Below are 19,610 nucleotides of genomic sequence, written 5' to 3' on the forward strand. Positions count from 1 at the left end.
GAAATTGCAGTTCTTTTTTCTGTTATGGATTCTCAGCGAAGGATACCAGATACAGACCAACCGATCCAACTCCCTTGCGCCGTGCACTCCTCAATCACAAAATTTACTCATCTAAATTCCCATTTACTCCACTATCCAGCTCTGAATCTCTTCTGCACCGACGTATTGTTCTAAATATTTTTTTCCATTCTCCAGTGCATGTTCTAAATCTTGATTCTGTGAGAACGAATAAATTAACGTCAGCACTTCTTCTGCATTTTCTGTAATCATAGCCCGTTCTGAATCACTGGTGGAACTCCCAATTGCACCTTTTGTATCTGCCAGCACCGGAAGGCAATCTATACGGATTTCTTCTTTTCCAATCCCTTTATAGGTCTCTCCTTCCTTTCCAACTCGAAATACTAGCTCATCTTCTATATTTGAAGTATCGTATGAACCAACAGAAAATCCTGATTCTATAGAAATCAGATTATTCACATCAACAACTGTATTTACCTCGTAAAGTCCTTTTCCTTGGCCGATTCTTCGAATCAGTGCTTCTGAAGATACGCGATAACGACTTGGATCTTTTCCAAAGGCTTTATATGCGGCTCTTGATTCTTTGATATTAGGGATTTCGTTTACACCGTAATCAAAGATTTCATCTTTTACTTTTTTGAAAATATCTTTCTTCAGATATTTCCACATCTCTTCATTTTTCTTTTCCACCTTCACTTTATATTGCAGACATCCAACCCTGACTGTCGGCCAGATCTGTTTCATTTCTTTATCAATTATAAGTGTTTTTTTCATTCTGTTTATATCTCCTATTGCTTAGCGCTTACTTCCCATGCAGAATACGGCTACAACTCCTGGACCTGTATGACTTCCAATTACCTCACCAATATTATTTACCAGAATATTCTCAATTCCCATCTTTTTGCGCACTAGTTTTGCCACATATTCAGCATCCTCTGCACAATCCCCATGGGTAATCATAATAATATCATTTTCCCAGCCCTTTGCCTGCTCAACAGCCATATCTACAATCTTATTCAACGCTTTCTTTCGTCCACGCTCTTTCCCGATAACTTGCAAAAGACCTTTGTCATCCATATGAATGATTGGCTTTACTTGAACCATTGTTCCCAATATTGCTGTTGTCTTGGAGACTCTTCCACCCCTTTGAAGATGATTCAGATCATCAATCGCAACATTATGACACACATGAAGCTTATTCTCCTCTGCCCACTGTGCTACTTCTTCGATTGATTTCCCCTCTCCTTTACGTTTCAATGCATAATATAACAGCAATCCTTCCCCCAGACAAGCGCACAATGTATCTATCACAATAACCTTACGTTCTGGGTACTCTTCTTCCAATTCTTCCGCCGCAATTCGCATACTGTTATATGTTCCACTTAAGCCAGAAGAGAACGCAAGATGCAATATATCTTTTCCTTCTTTTAGGAACGCTTCCAGTGCTTCTTTGGCTTCCTCAGGATTTACCTGAGAGGTTACTGCCATCTTTCCTTCTCTTAATTTTTGAAAAAATTCTTTGGAAGACAGTCCTTCCATTCCTTTATAGTTCTCGCCATCTATAGTATATTTCAAAGGAATAACCGGAATATGTCTCTCTTCCAACCACTCCTTTGGCAAATCGACTGTACTGTTTACTGTAATTACATAATCATTCATGTCTCTGTTCCTCCTTCTCTTTGCTTGACGACATCATAACATTTTTTTCCATATTACGCAAAATTTTTCTAATAATAAATATAAATAAAACACTGATTGTTAATATAGAACAAATATCCGCAATCGGCTCTGCCAAGTAGATTCCATTCACTCCCATGAACTTAGGCAGGATAATCGCCAACGGAATCAACAGGATTACTTTTCTAAGTAACGCAATAAATAAAGACACTTTTGCCTGCCCCAATGCCAAAAATGTCGTTTGACAAGCCGACTGAATCCCAAAGATTGTGATAACAAGGAAATATACTGGCATGACCTGACAAGTCAGTTTCTCCAGCTCAACATTATCCGTAAATATTCCCGCATATACTTCTGGCTTCAACACTGCAATACCTCCCAAAAGCAACGTAGCCGTAAGACATACCAGAATCATTCTAACGATCGTTTTCTGAACCCTATCTTTGTTACCGGCACCATAATTGTAACTGATAATAGGTTGGATTCCCTGTGTAATTCCCTGTACCGGTATTACGATTAACTGCATGATACTTGTCATAATCGACATAGTTCCTACATACAGATCTCCTCCATAACGCTGAAGTCCAGAATTTAAAGTAATACTAACCATACTTTCTGTACTCTGCATAATAAAAGGGGAGATGCCAAGTCCTGCAATTTGCATCAAAATATCCTTTTTTAAACGCATATTTTTTAATTGTAATCGTATCACACTCTTCTTAGACACAAGAAAATGTACGACCCAGACAGCACTGACCGCCTGAGAGATGACCGTTGCCAGCGCTGCACCTTTCACTCCCATATTCACACCAAATATAAAAACCGGATCCAGGCAGATATTGATCACCGCACCTATCAGCACAGACAGCATAGCAGTTCTTGCTGCACCCTGCCCACTGATAAATGTATTCAGTCCCAATGCCAGCTGTACGAATACTGTTCCAATTAAATAAATGGATATGTACTCTTTCGCATACACAATCGTCACATCACTGGCACCAAACGCATATAGTATTGGTATTTTAAATATACTGAAAAACACTGTTAAAAATACCGAAAATATAACTAACAACCCGGCAGAATTCCCGAGAATTCTTTCGGCACGACTATAATTACTTTTCCCCAACTCAATAGATGCTAAAGGTGCACCGCCCATCCCAGCAAATGCACTAAAAGCAGAAATCAACATAATAATAGGAAATGTAACCCCGACTCCCGTCAAAGCTACATCTCCGTATCCTTGAATGTGTCCAATATAAATCCGGTCAACTATATTATATAATACATTGATCAATTGAGCAGCTACTGCCGGAACTGCCAACGAAACCATCAGCTTCCCAAGCGGTGCCCGCCCCAACTTCTCGTCTCTTGTTTCCGTCTCCATTCTATCACCTCATCTATATTCTACCACGTGATGGTTATTCTGTAAAACAAGAAACTCGACTCCTCCTTTTTACCTTATCTCTTTCGTTTACTCAATTTAATTTAATGTTCAAATAATTTCTTCCTGATAAGGTTTTATTAAAGGCAACACTGCAAATCACAATAACTGTTCCTATTACGAACCCCCACCAGTTAAATAAAGCTGTAAGAAGCAACAATTCCAGACGCATAAATTTCAACGCATAACCAAGCTCAAAATTGGGTTGTGTATAATTTGCAACGGCCACAAATGCCATATATAACATCACTTCTGAATTAAACCATCCTGATTTTACAGAGAATTCTCCCATGACCAGACCTGCAATAACACTTAACGGTGTACTTAACATACTTGGTGTATTTAACGCCGCCAGCCGAAGACCATCTATGGCAATTTCGAGAATCAATAGTTGAAAAATCAATGGAATATTTACAGTATCTTTTACTGCCACAAAAGCAAATACCTCTGGAAGCCAGTTTAGATTCTGCATAAAAAGTAAAAATAATGGTGTCAAAAACACTGTCAGAAGAGTGATCAGACATCTGGCTGATTTAAGATATATGTTTGTCAACGTAGGAAAATAATGGTCGTTGGCTTCTTCAATCATATCAAATATTGATGTTGGAAGAATCATTGCAGACGGGGAATTATCAACCAGAATTACAACTTTTCCTTCTAACAGACAGGCCGCCGCTGTATCTGGCCGCTCCGTAAACTTAAATTTAGGAAAAGGATTATACCATTTTCGTTTAAATAAACATTCAGCCAGACTCTGCTGATTCATTCGTAAATCATCCGTCTGAATACAATTCAACCGTTCAGATACATTTTTCAAAAGTTCCCAATCCACCCGGTCACTCATATAACAAAGTGCCACATCTGTCCGAGAGGCATTTCCAATCTCCATCATCTTCATCACAAGATGCGGATCACGAATCCTTCTCCGCATCAATGCAGTATTAAATACAATCGTCTCCACAAACCCATCTCTGGAACCACGCAGAGATTTATCTTTATCAGGTTCCTCCACACTTCGCGCTGGATAAGTTCTGCAATCAATCGCGATGCACGCATCATAGCCATCAATAAAAAGACATGTAACACCCGACAATATATTTTTCAATACCTGATCAAAATCCCCCAGCACATCCACTTCCACATACGGAATACATTTTCTTGAAAACTGCGTCGCATCCGCTGGCATGTCTTCCTCCTTCACATGAAAAAGAGAATCCATAATTTTCAGCATCGATTCATCCTTCGTAAATCCATCTATAAAATAAAAAGAAGACATCCGTCCTCCTATAACCATATCCCTCTGTATAATATCAAAACTTTCTTTAATCGGAAGCAGTCCATTCATATAAGAAGCATTTTCTTCCCTTGAAGCAGCTACCATCTTCATATTTGGCATATTCATTCCCCCATCTATCTCATATTCTTAAAAATAGAATGTCCGAAACATACAAAAATATGCAAATGGGTACACCACAAAATGCAATTAGGGACGTAGTCTTTTTAAAAAAGACTACGTCCCTAATTTGTACTTCCAAATCCACCATTACGTACTGTAGTAACATTATCATCCACAGTAATTCCATATTCTACGAAAATTCCCTGCATAAATCCTGTTCCAGCCGCGATTTCAACTGTTCTTTCTTCATTGGTATCGTTTGTAAGCTTGGCAAAAATATGTCCTTCATTGTCGGAATAGAAATAATCACTGTCAATAATTCCTACTGTATTATTCAATTGTAAACGATATTTAAACCCAAGCCCACTTCTTGGATAGCATTTCAGCACCCAATCTGATTCCATCTCTACACGTATTCCAGTAGGAATCTTAATCGTCTTTCCAGGTTCAAGAGTTATTGATACCGGAGCATAAAAATCATACCCTGCAGATCCGGCAGTTGCCCGTTTCGGGAGCTTAATATTATCATATATCTTCTGCAATTCTTGTTCTTCTGTTGGACCAAACGAATCTACAAATCCTTCCTGAAACTGTGCAAAACTCACTTTATAAAACTGTGCAATCCTTCTTGCCATATAATCCTGCCTCCCCTAAATTTAATAATGCCGCCGGCATTCCTGCCGGAGGCTATATCATTTACAATATGAGTCAATTTATATTATCATCTACTGATTCTTTTCGTCAACACCTAAAACATATGAGTATCAAGCTTCATTTTTAGATAAAAGAATTCTATCGTTATCCAGCTGCTTTCCGGCATTCTGTGCAAATTGATCCAGAAGATCATCTACCGTCATACTCTTACGTTCTTCTCCCGAAACATCCAGGATAATATTTCCTGCATCCATCATCAATGTCCTGTTTCCCAGTTCCAGTGCCTGATGCATATTATGGGTAACCATCAGACAAGTAATCTGCCGCTGTGCCACAATATCTTTGGTAAGCTGCAAAACCTTTTCTGCAGTTGCCGGATCCAAAGCAGCCGTATGTTCATCCAGCAGAAGAATTTTCGGAGTCACAATAGTTGCCATTAAAAGGGTAAGCGCCTGACGTTGTCCACCAGAAAGAAGTCCTACTGGTTGTTTCATTCGGTCTTCCAACCCCATATTCAACAAAGCAAGCTTCTCACGAAATCTCTTTTTATCTGAAGACCTGATCCGACTAAAATATGCGTTTTTTGAAGTCGAAGATCGAAGATATGCAAGCGCCATATTTTCTTCAATTGTCATATGGGGAGCAGTTCCTTTTAAAGGGTCTTGAAATAAATGTCCTATCACTTTACTTCTTATATATTCTTTTTGATAAGTAATGTCTTCTCCATCCAGTAAAATCAATCCTTCATCTGCCAGAAAAGATCCGGTAATTGCATTAAATAATGTAGATTTTCCAGCCCCGTTACTCCCAACAATTGTCGCAAAATCTCCACGTTTTAACTCAAGATTTACTTTGCGCAAAGCCATTTTTTCATTCACAGTCCCAGGATTAAAGGTCTTTGACACATTTCTCATAATCAGCATATTTTCACTCATTATCTCTGACCTTCCTTTCCTTTGCTTTCCTGTGCAAGAATTTCGTCAATATATTTCTGGTTTTTTACTCTGGCAGCACGTTTCGTCTGATAGAGATGGAATTGCCTTTTCAAATATGGCAGTCCAATTGCTATAGCTACAATTATTGCAGATACTAGTTTCAATGCCTCTGGAGGTACATCAAAACGAAGCGCTATTGCAACAATAAAACGATACAGACAACTTCCTAACACAACACCAAGAATACGGCACCAGATAGATCCTTTTCCAATTAAGGTCTCTCCTATGATCAAGCTTGCCAGAGCAATCGTAACCATACCGGTTCCAAGATTGATATCACAGGACTTCTGATATTGTGCCAAAAGTCCACCAGAAAGTCCTGTCAATGAATTGGATAGACAGAGTCCGATCGTAATCATCAATTTTGTATTAATACTGGATGCACGGACCATATCCGGATTATCTCCAGTCGCCCGAATAGAGAGTCCCAATCGTGTGTTTAAAAATAACGATACCAAAAAACCGATTACGATCACAATAATTGCTACAATAAGTAATGTGTACCAGGCTCCTCCAATATGCTCTTTTCCCCATGTGAAGATAGAATCACATCCAAACAAGTTAAGATTAGAGGCAAATCCCATTGCTGCAATATTAATTGTATATAATCCTGTATTTACGATAATACCGGCCAAGATGGATTCAATTCCCATCTTCGTCTGCAAAAATGCAGTTACAAAACCCGACACAGCCCCTGCACCCATCGCTGCGAATAATCCCAACACCGGATGTCCTGCTATCGTCAGTGTCGCACAGACTGCACACCCTAAAGTAAAGCAGCCATCTGTAGACAGATCCGCAATATTCAATATAGTAAATGAAATAAATAGTGCAAGTGCAACCAGCGAATAGATAAATCCAAGTTCCAAAGCGCTCTGCACAATCGACAACGTAATAATTGACCCCATAATAACCTCTATTCAAACTCTTTTGCAGTCACAGTCTCCACCACTTCTGAGCCAAGATCTTTGAATGTCTCAACAGCAATACCAACAGACTCTGCTGTCTCTGTATTAATTGTAATAATACCATCTTCCAAAGTCTCAGCCGGCATCTCTGCTGGATTCTTTCCATCTACCAGAACCTCTACTGCCATATCCGCGGTTACTGTTCCAAGATTTTCATAATTTACACCATATCCGATGAATGCTCCATTTAATGCAAATGAGTCAGCTCCTGTATAGTGCGGAATCTTTGCATCCGTAAATTTCTCAAAAATAGCAAGTTCTGCTGTCATAACTGTATTATCCTGAGGAGTAAATACTGCATCTACTTTCTCTGCTACCAGTGAATCTGCCGCAGCCTGAATCTCAGCAGAAGTAGTTCCTGTCTTCTCTACATATTCCAAATTGTTTTCCTCACAGAACTTAATTGCATCTTCAATAGATCCAATAGAAGAATCCTGACTCTTATCGTATAAAAGACCAATCTTCTTTGCGTCCGGATTACCTGTCAGAATCAGATTCATAATCCCCTCTGTATCAATTGCATCAGAAGTACCTGTAATATTAGAACCAGGAGCCTCATTATCTGCCACGAGACCTGCACCCACCGGATCAGATACTGCAGAAAATACAACTGGAATCTGGTTATCTTCTGTTGCTGATTGCATAACCATTGCTGCCGGAGTTGCGATTGGAATAATGATGTCTACCTCGTCCGCAACAAGATCTGCGGCAATCTGATTCAAAACCGTAGAATCAGCCTGACCGTTAAATGTATAATCTTCATAATCAAATGTGACCCCAAGTTCCTCACCCTTGGCATCTAATTCTGCCTCGATTGCTTTTTCAATCTGATTTAAAGAAGCATCATCCACATACTGTACAATACCAACCTTGTATGTTGTATCCTCAGTCTTTGTCTCCTCTTTACTTTCAGACGTATCTTCACTTGAACTTCCACATCCTGTTACCATTGTTGCTACCATTGCAACTGTCAATAATCCTGCTAATACTTTGTTTTTCATTGTCTCATTCTCCTTTTTATGAAATTTACTTTTGCTGTTAGGAGAGAAAATTCGTGGATTACGGCACTTTCTTCAAAAAAGAAAACCGCCTCAAACTATAATGTTTGAGGCGGTAATAATATCTTATTATCGCGGTACCACTCAAATTGACGAATCGTCCACTTTTCTCATGTACTAACATACACTCCTGATTGATAACGGGTTCGGTTCCCGACAAACCATACTCTCTAAAGATTTCCGGCTGCCCTCGAAAGTCCATTCATCTATCAACTTCATACGGCAATTCCACCATCTGCCGCTCTCTTTAATGTCATTAGATAAACTACTTCTCTTTCTCATCGGTTTTTCTTATTTACAACATAACTTTAATCCAATAAAGTGCATTTGTCAAGTCAAAGTTTCTATTTTTTTTATTAATCCTTAATAACTGGAATTGGTGTATCATCTTTTGCGTCCAAATCATTAATATATTTCTTTGTTTCCCGAACCATTTCATTGGACAACAAAAGCACCGCAACAATATTTGGAATTGCCATCAATGCATTCAATGTATCAGCAATCAACCATACAAGATCAAGTGCCACTACAGGAGCAATTGCTGCTACAACGATATAAAGAATGCGATATGGGACCAGAATCTTCTTACCACCAAAATACTCTACGCAACGTTCGCCATAGTATGCCCATCCAAGAACTGTAGAATAAGCAAATGCGATAATACCTAATGTCAGAATAATTGGGCCAAGATAAGGAATCTGTGAGAACGCCATGGATGTAAGGACACCACCATTATCAATTTCATCCGCATTGATAGATGGGTTCTTCATGATTGTCGTTACCAATACAAGACCTGTCATTAAACATACAACTACTGTATCCCAGAATGTACCAGTAGAAGATACCAATGCCTGACGAACCGGATTTCTTGTCTGAGCTGCTGCTGCTGCGATAGGAGCGGAACCAAGACCAGATTCATTAGAGAAAAGACCTCTGGCAACACCAAAACGCATTGCTGCCATAATACCAGTACCTACCAGACCACCTGCTGCTGCTCCCGGTGTGAATGCAAGTTTGCAGATTGTTCCAATAGCTGGAATTATGTAATCATAATTCATAAATAAAATTATAATACATCCCAGGACATAGAAAATTGCCATAAATGGAACCAATTTTTCACATACTTTGGAAATGGACTTGATACCTCCAAAAATAACGATTGCAGTAAGGATTGCAATAACGATTCCAACTGCAACTGGAGGAATACCAAAGTTCTCATTACATACGGTTGCAATCGCATTTACCTGTGTGGCACAACCTATTCCAAAAGAAGCAAAGCCAGCAAAAATTGCAAACAACATGCCAAGCCACTTCATATTCAAACCACGATCCAGAGCGTACATTGCACCACCCTGCATACGGCCATCTTCTGTTTTTACTCTGTATTTTACAGCGATGAAAGATTCTGCATATTTCGTAGCAATACCAAATACACCTGTCAACCAACACCACAAAACAGCTCCAGGTCCTCCAAGTGCAATCGCTGTACCAACACCAATGATATTACCGGTACCAATTGTAGCTGCCAAAGCTGTTGTCAGAGCCGCAAAATTTGATACTTCACCTTCTGCTTCTGGATCCTTTGTTACAGATAGCTTAATACCTCTTGAAATTGTGTATCTCTGAATAAAGCCAGTACGGATTGTTAAAAAAACATGAGTTCCTAACAAGAGAATGATCATCGGCCATCCCCAAACCACTCCATTAATGGTGTTCACTACTGAATTAATAGCATCTAGCATATTATTCCCCCTTTTCTTCCTTTGCTTTTCATATGCACTTTTTTGTAAACATTCTGATAAATCAAAAGAGTATCGGCATGTTCGTCGGTACTCTCTTGTATATCACCTGTTTATATTTTACCTCATTGTATTTAAAATATCAATAATTGTTACAAAATTGACATTTAATTTTTTGCAAATACAGAATTATAAAGATTATTCTTCGTTTTTATCATCCTAAACCAAGCCAAAATGTTTATATGTGTGAATTTTCTGACACTTTGACATGAAAGGACAAAATTATGTCGTTGGCGGTTCTACTTTGACTTTAACCAGATTATTTGCCGCCTTTTGAATACTATCACGATATATAACATTATCATAACGTTTTATCTGCACTTTCGTTATTCCCATTTGCTTCGCTACTTGTCTGGAATCTGCGCCATAAGAAAACATTGTAACTCCACAGGTATTCCGTATACTTTCCGCACTATAGCAAGGAATTCCAGCTTTCTTTGCATATTTTTTCATTAATCGACTAATGTACATCGGATTTAGTTTATTTCCACGACTATTATAGAATAAAAACGTATTCTCTTTTCGTTCATTGATATAACACTCAATCACTCGAACTGCATCCTCTGGAATAAAACTTTTTTCTCTGCGATCTATTATAGATACATATACTCCGTTTTCATATATAACAAAGTCTTCCGGTTTAAGCTCTACAATTTCCGTAGAAGTAAGACCGACCCGATAAAGCAATACAATAATACAATATGCCATACTGTTTTCTTCTGCAGCCAAAAGGAGTCGGTCTATATGTTCCAAAGGAACAGCTTTAACATGTTTTTCCTGCTTCGCCACCACCTTCAAATATGGATAATAATAATCTCGATAATCCTTATCTATCCCGTATTTTTCATGGTTTTCGTACACATACTCAGCAAAAGAATGTAATTCCCGAAACTTTTTTGCCATCGTTCCAGGTCTTAATGCTCCTTTGTTAACTTTATTCTGCAACACAGCAAAATATTCTTTCACTTCTACTTCTCTTATCTCAAAAAAATCTTTTTGAAAATAGTTCATAATTTCACGTATATCGGTCCGATAAGAGGCTTCTGTTGTAATACTTTTAAAATGTGCCTTAAAATCATTCCAAATCCCTTGACTGAATAAATTCTCTTGATTCATACTTATTGTTCTCTCCTTCCCTGATTGATTATATCCGCGAAGCGGAACTTATGATATGTTATAAGTATAATTCATACTATAACATTTATGATTTTTTTTTAAGTATGCAATTTTGCAACTGCATACTTAATTCTTATCTCTTTTGACTATTTCCAATTTTTCAGGCTTGGAATCAACATACCTCCCAGGCTGTTTCCCAACGTCATAATTATCAGATAAACAATTGTTTTTAACGACCATGCTCCTGCAATACTAAAATAAAACATATTAGCAATACAATGTTCAAATCCACTTAATATAAAAACACTGACACAGATAAACAAAATCAGAGGATTCTCTTTCTCCTTAAATCCATCTACAGCAATATACATTAAAATACCACAAAAAATGGCAAGCATGAAAATACTCAACGGTCCATCTGCCAGCTTCGTCTCACAGATACCGACTGCATTTTCACGGATTCCTTGAATCCTTGTATTTAAAACTGCCACTGCCCCAATCCAGGTACCTGCCAGATTACCAAGCCAAGTAATACCCAGAAGACCCAGATATTCTATCTTGTCACTCTGATCAACCAGATATCCGACCTTTCCTGTGTAAAGAAAGAGACCATTTAACACAATAGCATACAATCCTACAGCAAATAACAGAGACCCAATAATTTTATTATCCACAGATAAATATACTGTTCCACCAATTGAAATTGCAAGTCCTGCTCCTATAGCCAACAAAAACATCTTAATATTCTTCTTCATCTTCTCCTCCTACGCCCCAATTAGGAAAACTGACGATTTCTTTTCAATTCTCTTTTTACAAATTGCTCTAAAATGGTGTTCCCATGAGATCATACGGTGTTACCTGATATACATAATAATTCAGCCAGTTCGTATAGAGATTATTTGCCGTTGCCCTCCATGTCAACAATGGTTTATTCTCCGGATTATCATCTTTGTAATAATTTTTCGGTATTTCAATTGGAAGACCTTTACTCAAATCTCTCTTATATTCTCCGTCAAGTGTAACTCTGTCATATTCTGGATGTCCCATCACAAAGATCTGGCGGCCGTCCTGGGCCATAGCAAGGAACAGACCGGCTTCTTCTGACTCCGCAAGTACAGTTAATCTCTTATCTGCGCGGATTTTATCCATCGGTACCTCTGTATGGCGAGAATGCGGTGCCAAAAAAACATCATCAAAACCTCGAACTAATGGAATCTTCCGATTCAAAACTTTATGCCAGAACACACCAAACACCTTTTTATCCATCTGTACTTTATCAATTCCATAATGATAATAAATTCCTGCCTGTGCTCCCCAACAAAGATGAAGTGTTGATGTCACATTTTTTTTCGTCCATTCCATAATTTCTGTTAATTCATCCCAATAATCAACTTCTTCAAATGGAATCTGCTCTACAGGCGCACCAGTAATGATAAAACCATCAAATTTCTGATTCTTAATTTCTTCGAATTTTTGATAAAATTTGTTCAAGTGACTTACGGATGTATTCTTAGCCTGATGACTTGAAACCATCACAAAAGTAACGTCCACCTGCAACGGCGTATTAGACAGCGATCTTAATATCTGAAGTTCTGTATCCTCTTTTAGAGGCATCAGATTTAAAAGTCCGATCTTAATTGGGCGGATATCCTGATGCGTCGCCCGGTGTTCATCCATCACGAATATATTTTCACTTTCCAGTATCTCTTTTACCGGAAGATCATTTTGAACTCTAATTGGCATAATACTTATTCCCCTTTTTCTTTCTTTTCTTCATTTATCGCCATTCTCTGCTCTTCTGAATGGCAGTAATTTCCTTCGTCATCAACGTAGCTCATAGCATCATAATACTTAGATTCTTCTGGCAATTTCTTCCGCTCCAGTCGATAATTAATAATCATCTCCGCAATGTAATAGATAACTGCAAATGTAGGAACACCCATAATCATTCCTACGAATCCGAACAATCCTCCCCCAAGAAGAATTGCCACGATAACCCAAAAAGCCGATAATCCTGTAGAATTTCCCAATATCTTCGGTCCCAGGATATTCCCATCAAACTGCTGCAGTAACAAAATAAAAATAATAAAATAAATTCCCTTGACTGGATCCACCAACAGAATTAAGATTGCACTTGGAATCGCACCAATATATGGTCCAAAAAATGGAATCACATTGGTAACTCCGACAATTACACTGACCAGAACCACATAAGGCATCTTCAATATGCTAAGAACTATAAAACATAATACTCCAATAATCGCCGAATCAATAAGTTTCCCGATAATAAATCCACCAAATATCTCATTACCTTTTGTAGTCAGATGAAGTATCATGTTCGCATGTCTTGGAGAAAAAACAGCATAGACACACTTTTTTGTCTGACGTGTAAATAGTTCTTTACTAAATAGCAGGTAGATAGATATAATTACTCCGATCAATGCATCAAACAATTCACTTAGAAAATTAATCATTCCTACGGTCAAATTCGACATGAATGCATTCACCTTATCTAAAAAGTCGGTCTTCAACCAGTTTAGAAACATATCAGTTCCTTCTTGTATCCCTGTCTTGACTAATTTTGATGTAGTAGAATCGTTAAATTTCACGTCACTAAGTTCATTTACCAATTCGGTCAACTGTCTTGGCAATGTAAAAATCAAATTCCGAATACTTGAATATAACTCCGGCAACAACAGATTACACAATGTCACAATTAGCACAACCATCAAGACCAGCGACACAAAAATACCAACACCACGCGAAATCTTCTCTGCTTTTTCACGTTTCTTTATGTATCTTTCCAAAGCAGGCACAAGGTATTTATCAATTTTTCTAACAATTGGATTCAACAGATATGCAATCACGCAGCCATATACCACCGGCTTCAAAACTCCGAAAACAGTCAGAAAACCATCCGAAAGATTCGTTAGTCTTAATAATACAAAATAAAATATAAGGCTGGCCGCAATCACAAGAAAATATGACATTCCCCTGCTAAACTGCTGGCGCAGCTTGGAAGGTCCTCTTCCTCCAATCTTTGGTCTGCTGGAATAATAAGCCTGTCCACTTGAACTTTTCGACTTTTCCTGTTCCTCTTTTTTTGGCTCTTCTTCCATGTTCATTCTATCATCCTCTTCCCTACGCAGATAAAATAATTATACCCTTTGCGCAAATCCTCGTCAACTAAAAAAGGGAAGCTCAACGCTTCCCTTTCCCTTTTAACATCCACACTTGAAAGTGGCACATTCTGTCTGTTCGCACTGACAAGCATCGCTTCCTTCTACACTGATCTTTCCGGCATGACATTTACATTCGTCATTATACATACATTCAGTTGCCTTACAATCAATATCACTTTTCGAAGAAGCTTCTCCTGTTACATTGCTGTAAGAATCTCCCTTACGTTCTTCAAAACTATCACAACAAGTCTCTTCTGAACGCTTCGCAGAATTTCCTCCCACCACAATGCTGTCCAAATCACAATAGAAATTCTTGTTATGAGTACATGTCTGTACTGTACATTTTAATTCTGGCATAATCTTACCTCCTAAATATTATAAAATATCATGGTATATTATGCCCTGTTTTCTAAGCTTTAACCGTCTGTTTAGTCCTCTTTTACAACTTCACGCTGTGTCTTGGAATCAATCTCCTCTTTGATATCTTTGATAAATGCTCCAATCTCTTTCTGGCCTTCATCACCAGCAAAACGACTTCTTACAGATACCAGATTCTGTTCTTCTTCCTTTGCGCCTACTACCAGCATATAAGGAATCTTATTCATCTGTGCCTCACGGATCTTGTAACCGATCTTCTCAGCTCTTTCATCAATCTCAGCACGGATTCCTGCAGCTTCCAGTTCAGCCAGCACTTTCTGTCCATATTCCAGATGTTTCTCTGAAATTGGAAGTACTTTTACCTGTACCGGCGCAAGCCAGGTTGGGAACGCTCCTGCAAAATGTTCGATCAGAATACCGATAAAACGCTCGATAGAGCCAAATGCAACACGGTGAATCATGACCGGACGATGCTTTTCTCCATCTGCGCCTGTATATTCCAGATCAAAACGTTGCGGCATCTGCATATCAAGCTGAATTGTGCCACACTGCCAGGTTCTTCCAATGGAATCTTCCAGATGGAAATCAATCTTCGGTCCATAGAAAGCTCCATCACCCTCATTTACAACGTAATCAAGTCCAAGATCATCTAATGCACCTTTCAGACCTTCTGTAGCCATCTCCCAATCTTCATCACTTCCCATACTGTCTTCTGGACGAGTAGAAAGCTCTACGTGATATTTAAATCCAAAAAGGCTGTAAACTTCATCAATCAATCCTGCAACACCCTTAATCTCATCACGGATCTGATCCGGGGTCATAAAGATATGTGCATCATCCTGTGTAAAGCAGCGTACACGGAACAATCCATGAAGTGCTCCAGATTTTTCATGTCTGTGTACCAGACCAAGTTCTCCTACACGAAGTGGAAGATCCTTATAAGAACGAGGTTCTGATTTGTAGACCAGCATTCCTCCAGGACAGTTCATCGGCTTCACTGCATAATCTTCCTCATCGATTACAGTCGTATACATATTATCTTTATAATGATCCCAGTGTCCTGAATTTTCCCAAAGGTGTCTGCTTAATATAATCGGAGTAGATATCTCAACATACCCATTCTTCTTATGAAGATCTCTCCAGTAATCCAACAGTGTATTCTTTAGAACCATTCCTTTTGGCAAGAAGAATGGGAATCCCGGTCCCTCATCACACATCATGAATATTCCAAGTTCTCTTCCTAATTTTCTGTGATCACGCTTCTTTGCTTCTTCCATCATGTGCAAATAATCATCCAGATCTGCTTTCTTTGGATAAGAAATGCCATAAATTCTGGTCAGCATCTTATTCTTTTCATTTCCTCTCCAGTAAGCGCCAGCCAGGCTTGTCAGCTTAAATGCCTTCACATTCTTTGTTGACATCAGGTGAGGTCCTGCACAGAGATCTACAAACTCTCCCTGCTGGTAGAAACTGATTTCCTCTCCTTCTGGAAGATCTTCCACCAATTCTACTTTATATGGTTCATCTTTTTCTTTAAAATATGCGATTGCTTCTTCTCTGGATTTTGTAAATCTTTCGATTGGCAGAGCTTCTTTCACAATCTTCTTCATCTCAGCTTCAATCTTTTCCAGATCTTCTGCCACAAATGGAGTTTCTCTGTCCAGATCATAATAGAATCCATTGTCAATAGATGGACCAATGGCGAGTTTTGTCTCAGGATAGAGACGTTTGATTGCCTGTGCCATAATATGGGATGTAGTATGCCAGAATGCACCTTTTCCATCCTCTGAATCAAATGTTAAAAGTTCCAATTCACAGTCTTCAGAAATCTCTGTTCTCAGATCTACGATATCTCCATTGACCTTTGCACAAGTTGCTGCTCTTGCCAATCCTTCACTGATATCTTTTGCAATGTCAAGCACTGACATGCTTGCGGCATATTCTTTTGAAGAACCGTCTTTTAATGTGATTTTCATGTTTTTACCCTCTCTTTTCTTAGTATTGCAAGCTATTTATTTTTATGGTTTTCTAAACCTTTTGCAAACATATTATGGAAATCCAGGCATGCCCGTTTTAGAGACAGTGGTTTCCCTTCTCGATTCAGGAAACAATGTCTTGTAAATCCCCGGCAGCACACCATCTGTGTCTTGGAAGAAATCACTTCATATCCTACCGTCAACTTGACTCCATTATATTCCTTAACAAAAGTCTCTATTGTAACGGTATCGCCAAAATGAACCATTCTAAGATACTCAGCCTCCACCGATAATACCGGACTTATGATCCCTTTCTCTTCCATCTGATCATATCCCATGCCCATCTGCTCCATATAGTCTGTCCGTGCTTCCTCGGACCAGCGAATATAATTGGAATGATGCACAATTCCCATCTGATCAGTTTCATAATATTGCACCTTATGTTGATAAGGTTTCCATTCATCCATTCTTACACCTTCTATTTTATTTAAAATAAATTCTTTCGCAATCTGGATGTTCTCCGGACCACCCAGTCGGCTGCATTGTTCCGATTCGATACATATCCTCTGAAGTAATTATAAAATCAAAAACATCCTGATTCTGTTTCATACGTTCATATGATGAAGCCTTAGGAAGTGGTATCACATTTCTCTGAATCGCATAACGAATACAAATCTGTGCCGAAGAAACTCCATACTTTTCTGCAAGTTCAACAAGCAATGGATGCTCCAACACTCTTGTTCTTCCCAAAGGACTCCATGCCTGCACAAGAATTCCTTTTTTCTGACAATAATCTAACGTCATCTCCTGCGTATGTCCCGGATGAAATTCAATCTGATCAACAGCCGGACGAATCTGCGTATTCTGAAGAAGATTTTCCAGATGATGCGGCAGAAAATTGCTGACACCAATCGCCTTAATTCTTCCTTCCCGGTATAATTCCTCCATTGCCTGCCAGGTCTCAATATCCAACTGCTTCCAGTCTTGATATCCTGCCTCTGGCAATGGCCAGTGAATCAGATACAAATCCAGATAATCCGTCTGCAGCTTTTCAAGCGAAGATTCAAAAGCTTTTTTCACATTGTGATATCCCATATCACCCTTCCATAACTTAGACGCCAGAAAAAGCTCTTCTCTTTTCACTCCTGTCTCCCGGATTGCCTCTGCAAGATATTCCTCATTCTGGTAAAATGAAGCCGTGTCAAAATATCGGTAACCAGATTCTATCGCTAATCGAATACCCTTTGCGCCACATCCGTCAGATGATTTATATGTGCCAAATCCAACACACGGAATCTTGACCCCATTATTCAATTCATAACAATCATAAATGCTTTTCATATTGATTACCCTTTACTCAAAGTTTCTTATAGAATAAAAAATCCCTTACAGCATCAGCTGTAAGGGACGAGTCATTCTCTTCTCGCGGTTCCACCCTGCTTGCCCTGGCATCAAATACCAAGACCACTTTATTACTGATGATAACGGAATCACCGGACTGTTTTGCAGTCACTCAGAGGTAGTTTTCAGAAGGTTCCTAAATAAGAAGCTTTCAGCCAATGACTTCTCTCTCTGCTATTTATTTCCCAGCTTACTCGTCTCATCAACGTATTTTCCATATATGAAAACATTATAACACGGTCATTTTCTTTGTCAAGATAATATCCACATCTTCCACACGGCGAAAAATTCCCGGGTCATATAATTTAGAAGCAACACTGGGTGACAGCTTGCAGCTATCGGACATGGGTGTTGATAGCCGAGCTTTCTCGCATAACGTAAGGCGCGATACATATGAAAATTATTCGAGACAATTCCTATCTCATCTTCCATACATTCTATGTACTGAGAAGATAACTTTAAATTCTCTTTTGTTGTCCTCGACTGATCTTCCAGAATGATTCGATTTTGCTCGATTCCACATGAGATTAAGTATCCCGCCATAGCTTCCGCTTCTGACACTTCTTCTCCTTTTCCTTTTCCGCCGGAGACAATCACTCTGGTATCTGGATGTCTTTCCAGATATTCTTGTGCCTTATCAAGCCTGCGTTTCAGAGAATCCGTAATACTTCTCCCTTTCACCTGTGCACCCAGGACAATCAGACAAGAAACTTCTTTTCGTGTCCTTGGGAACATGCCTGTTACAATGATTCCTTCTGTAACAATAAACAGGAGCATGAAACATGTCAGGATATCCCAGACCATCTCCTGCACTTCAAAACTGCTTGCCAGACACCAGCATAAGATCATCAGAATCCCTGTCACCAACCAGAATCTTGAAAACGTTGAATTCCATTTTCTTAATACAATACACAAAAGTATATAGTACGTCAGACATAATATTCCCAAAACTAAAAACATTATTTACCACAACACTTCTTATATTTTTTACCAGAACCACATGGACACGGATCGTTACGTCCAATCTTCTTCTCTTTACGAATCGTACCTGATTCTTTCTGTTCTTTATAAAGTTTCTTTAACTCTTCCTCGGAATAAATATCTTTCCACTGTGGAAGTTCATACAGCCAGTCAGCCTTTGCAGCTACCATGTTTTTATATAATTTTTCTTTGTCAAATGCCAGACTTACTACTGTATCCTCATCCATTGTCTCGATTGGATTCGCTTCTTTCAGGCTTTCATTGATTCCATCCAGGAAACCAACCATAGTCAATACTTCCTGACCATACTTTTCAGCTAATTCCTTGACTGTTCCCTTTACTTCTTCATCTGGATTCGACAGAAGCTGTTCATAGATTTCTTTTTCAATTTGAAAATAAGTCCCCCAGAATTTCTGAAGCTGTCCTCTGTCAGCTTTTTCATTATAAGCAATATCTTGCCATTGTTCTAATAATGTACGACTCATATTTTCTATACTCCTTTGTATTCATTTGCAATTTTCTCTTGCTCTTTATATAATATACTAAAGTCTTGAAAAGATGTAAAGGATG

At 38.7% G+C, this 19,610-nt stretch carries 19 protein-coding genes and 2 other annotated features; all 19 genes read right to left on the minus strand.

Annotated elements, in window-relative coordinates:
• Positions 1-123: 123 nt before the first annotated feature.
• The 19 genes from ABE613_RS13720 to ABE613_RS13810 all read right to left on the minus strand — a co-directional run bounded on the left by ABE613_RS13720 (position 124) and on the right by ABE613_RS13810 (position 19,525).
• On the minus strand, positions 124-792 hold the full coding sequence (locus ABE613_RS13720; protein WP_235234120.1) for a B3/B4 domain-containing protein: 669 nt from the start codon (positions 790-792) through the stop codon (positions 124-126).
• Between the two features lie 21 nt (positions 793-813).
• Positions 814-1,677 (minus strand): DegV family protein, encoded by an 864-nt coding sequence (locus tag ABE613_RS13725; protein WP_347376676.1) that lies wholly within the window; start codon positions 1,675-1,677, stop codon positions 814-816.
• On the minus strand, positions 1,670-3,079 hold the full coding sequence (locus ABE613_RS13730; protein WP_347376677.1) for an MATE family efflux transporter: 1,410 nt from the start codon (positions 3,077-3,079) through the stop codon (positions 1,670-1,672). The genes ABE613_RS13725 and ABE613_RS13730 overlap by 8 nt, the downstream gene beginning before the upstream one ends.
• 91 nt (positions 3,080-3,170) lie before the next feature.
• Positions 3,171-4,532 (minus strand): spore germination protein, encoded by a 1,362-nt coding sequence (locus tag ABE613_RS13735; RefSeq protein WP_347376678.1) that lies wholly within the window; start codon positions 4,530-4,532, stop codon positions 3,171-3,173.
• A 122-nt stretch (positions 4,533-4,654) separates the two neighbouring features.
• Positions 4,655-5,167 carry a dCTP deaminase/dUTPase family protein gene (locus ABE613_RS13740; protein ID WP_235234116.1) on the minus strand — a complete coding sequence of 171 codons (513 nt, stop codon included), beginning with the start codon at positions 5,165-5,167 and terminating at the stop codon, positions 4,655-4,657.
• 129 nt (positions 5,168-5,296) lie between these two features.
• Complete coding sequence (locus tag ABE613_RS13745) at positions 5,297-6,109, minus strand: ABC transporter ATP-binding protein (RefSeq protein WP_235234122.1); 813 nt, start codon at positions 6,107-6,109, stop codon at positions 5,297-5,299.
• Positions 6,110-6,120: 11 nt separating this feature from the next.
• The gene (locus ABE613_RS13750) at positions 6,121-7,089 is read right to left on the minus strand and encodes an ABC transporter permease (protein ID WP_235234115.1); all 969 of its coding nucleotides are present in this window, start codon (positions 7,087-7,089) and stop codon (positions 6,121-6,123) included.
• A gap of 8 nt (positions 7,090-7,097) precedes the next feature.
• Positions 7,098-8,150 carry an ABC transporter substrate-binding protein gene (locus tag ABE613_RS13755; RefSeq protein ID WP_347376679.1) on the minus strand — a complete coding sequence of 351 codons (1,053 nt, stop codon included), beginning with the start codon at positions 8,148-8,150 and terminating at the stop codon, positions 7,098-7,100.
• A 102-nt stretch (positions 8,151-8,252) separates the two neighbouring features.
• Positions 8,253-8,498 (minus strand) — a binding site (T-box leader).
• 65 nt (positions 8,499-8,563) lie between these two features.
• Positions 8,564-9,949: an alanine/glycine:cation symporter family protein gene (locus tag ABE613_RS13760; protein ID WP_235234112.1), complete on the minus strand. Its 1,386-nt coding sequence runs from the start codon at positions 9,947-9,949 to the stop codon at positions 8,564-8,566.
• A gap of 279 nt (positions 9,950-10,228) precedes the next feature.
• Positions 10,229-11,122, minus strand: a complete 894-nt coding sequence (locus tag ABE613_RS13765; protein ID WP_235234111.1) for a tyrosine-type recombinase/integrase — start codon at positions 11,120-11,122, stop codon at positions 10,229-10,231.
• Between the two features lie 146 nt (positions 11,123-11,268).
• Entirely contained in the window at positions 11,269-11,877 is a 609-nt protein-coding gene (locus tag ABE613_RS13770; protein WP_347376680.1) for a formate/nitrite transporter family protein, read from the minus strand.
• Positions 11,878-11,944: 67 nt separating this feature from the next.
• Positions 11,945-12,865 (minus strand): homoserine O-acetyltransferase MetA, encoded by a 921-nt coding sequence (metA, locus tag ABE613_RS13775; RefSeq protein ID WP_235234176.1) that lies wholly within the window; start codon positions 12,863-12,865, stop codon positions 11,945-11,947.
• Positions 12,866-12,870: 5 nt separating this feature from the next.
• The gene (locus ABE613_RS13780) at positions 12,871-14,247 is read right to left on the minus strand and encodes an AI-2E family transporter (RefSeq protein WP_235234174.1); all 1,377 of its coding nucleotides are present in this window, start codon (positions 14,245-14,247) and stop codon (positions 12,871-12,873) included.
• A gap of 96 nt (positions 14,248-14,343) precedes the next feature.
• Positions 14,344-14,661, minus strand: a complete 318-nt coding sequence (locus ABE613_RS13785; protein WP_235234173.1) for a DUF1540 domain-containing protein — start codon at positions 14,659-14,661, stop codon at positions 14,344-14,346.
• Positions 14,662-14,732: 71 nt separating this feature from the next.
• Positions 14,733-16,658, minus strand: a complete 1,926-nt coding sequence (gene thrS, locus ABE613_RS13790; protein ID WP_235234172.1) for a threonine--tRNA ligase — start codon at positions 16,656-16,658, stop codon at positions 14,733-14,735.
• Between the two features lie 32 nt (positions 16,659-16,690).
• Entirely contained in the window at positions 16,691-17,125 is a 435-nt protein-coding gene (locus ABE613_RS13795) for an acyl-CoA thioesterase (protein WP_347376681.1), read from the minus strand.
• Positions 17,126-17,141: 16 nt separating this feature from the next.
• Positions 17,142-17,999 carry an aldo/keto reductase gene (locus ABE613_RS13800; RefSeq protein WP_235234170.1) on the minus strand — a complete coding sequence of 286 codons (858 nt, stop codon included), beginning with the start codon at positions 17,997-17,999 and terminating at the stop codon, positions 17,142-17,144.
• Between the two features lie 59 nt (positions 18,000-18,058).
• Positions 18,059-18,274 (minus strand) — a binding site (T-box leader).
• Positions 18,275-18,311: 37 nt separating this feature from the next.
• Positions 18,312-19,019, minus strand: coding sequence for a YdcF family protein (locus tag ABE613_RS13805; protein ID WP_347376682.1), 708 nt, complete (start codon positions 19,017-19,019; stop codon positions 18,312-18,314).
• Entirely contained in the window at positions 19,019-19,525 is a 507-nt protein-coding gene (locus tag ABE613_RS13810; protein WP_235234166.1) for an SEC-C metal-binding domain-containing protein, read from the minus strand. The genes ABE613_RS13805 and ABE613_RS13810 overlap by 1 nt, the downstream gene beginning before the upstream one ends.
• Between the last annotated feature and the right edge of the window lie 85 nt (positions 19,526-19,610).

Source organism: Dorea chungnamensis (genome assembly GCF_039832125.1).
Lineage (GTDB): Bacteria > Bacillota > Clostridia > Lachnospirales > Lachnospiraceae > JAFBIX01.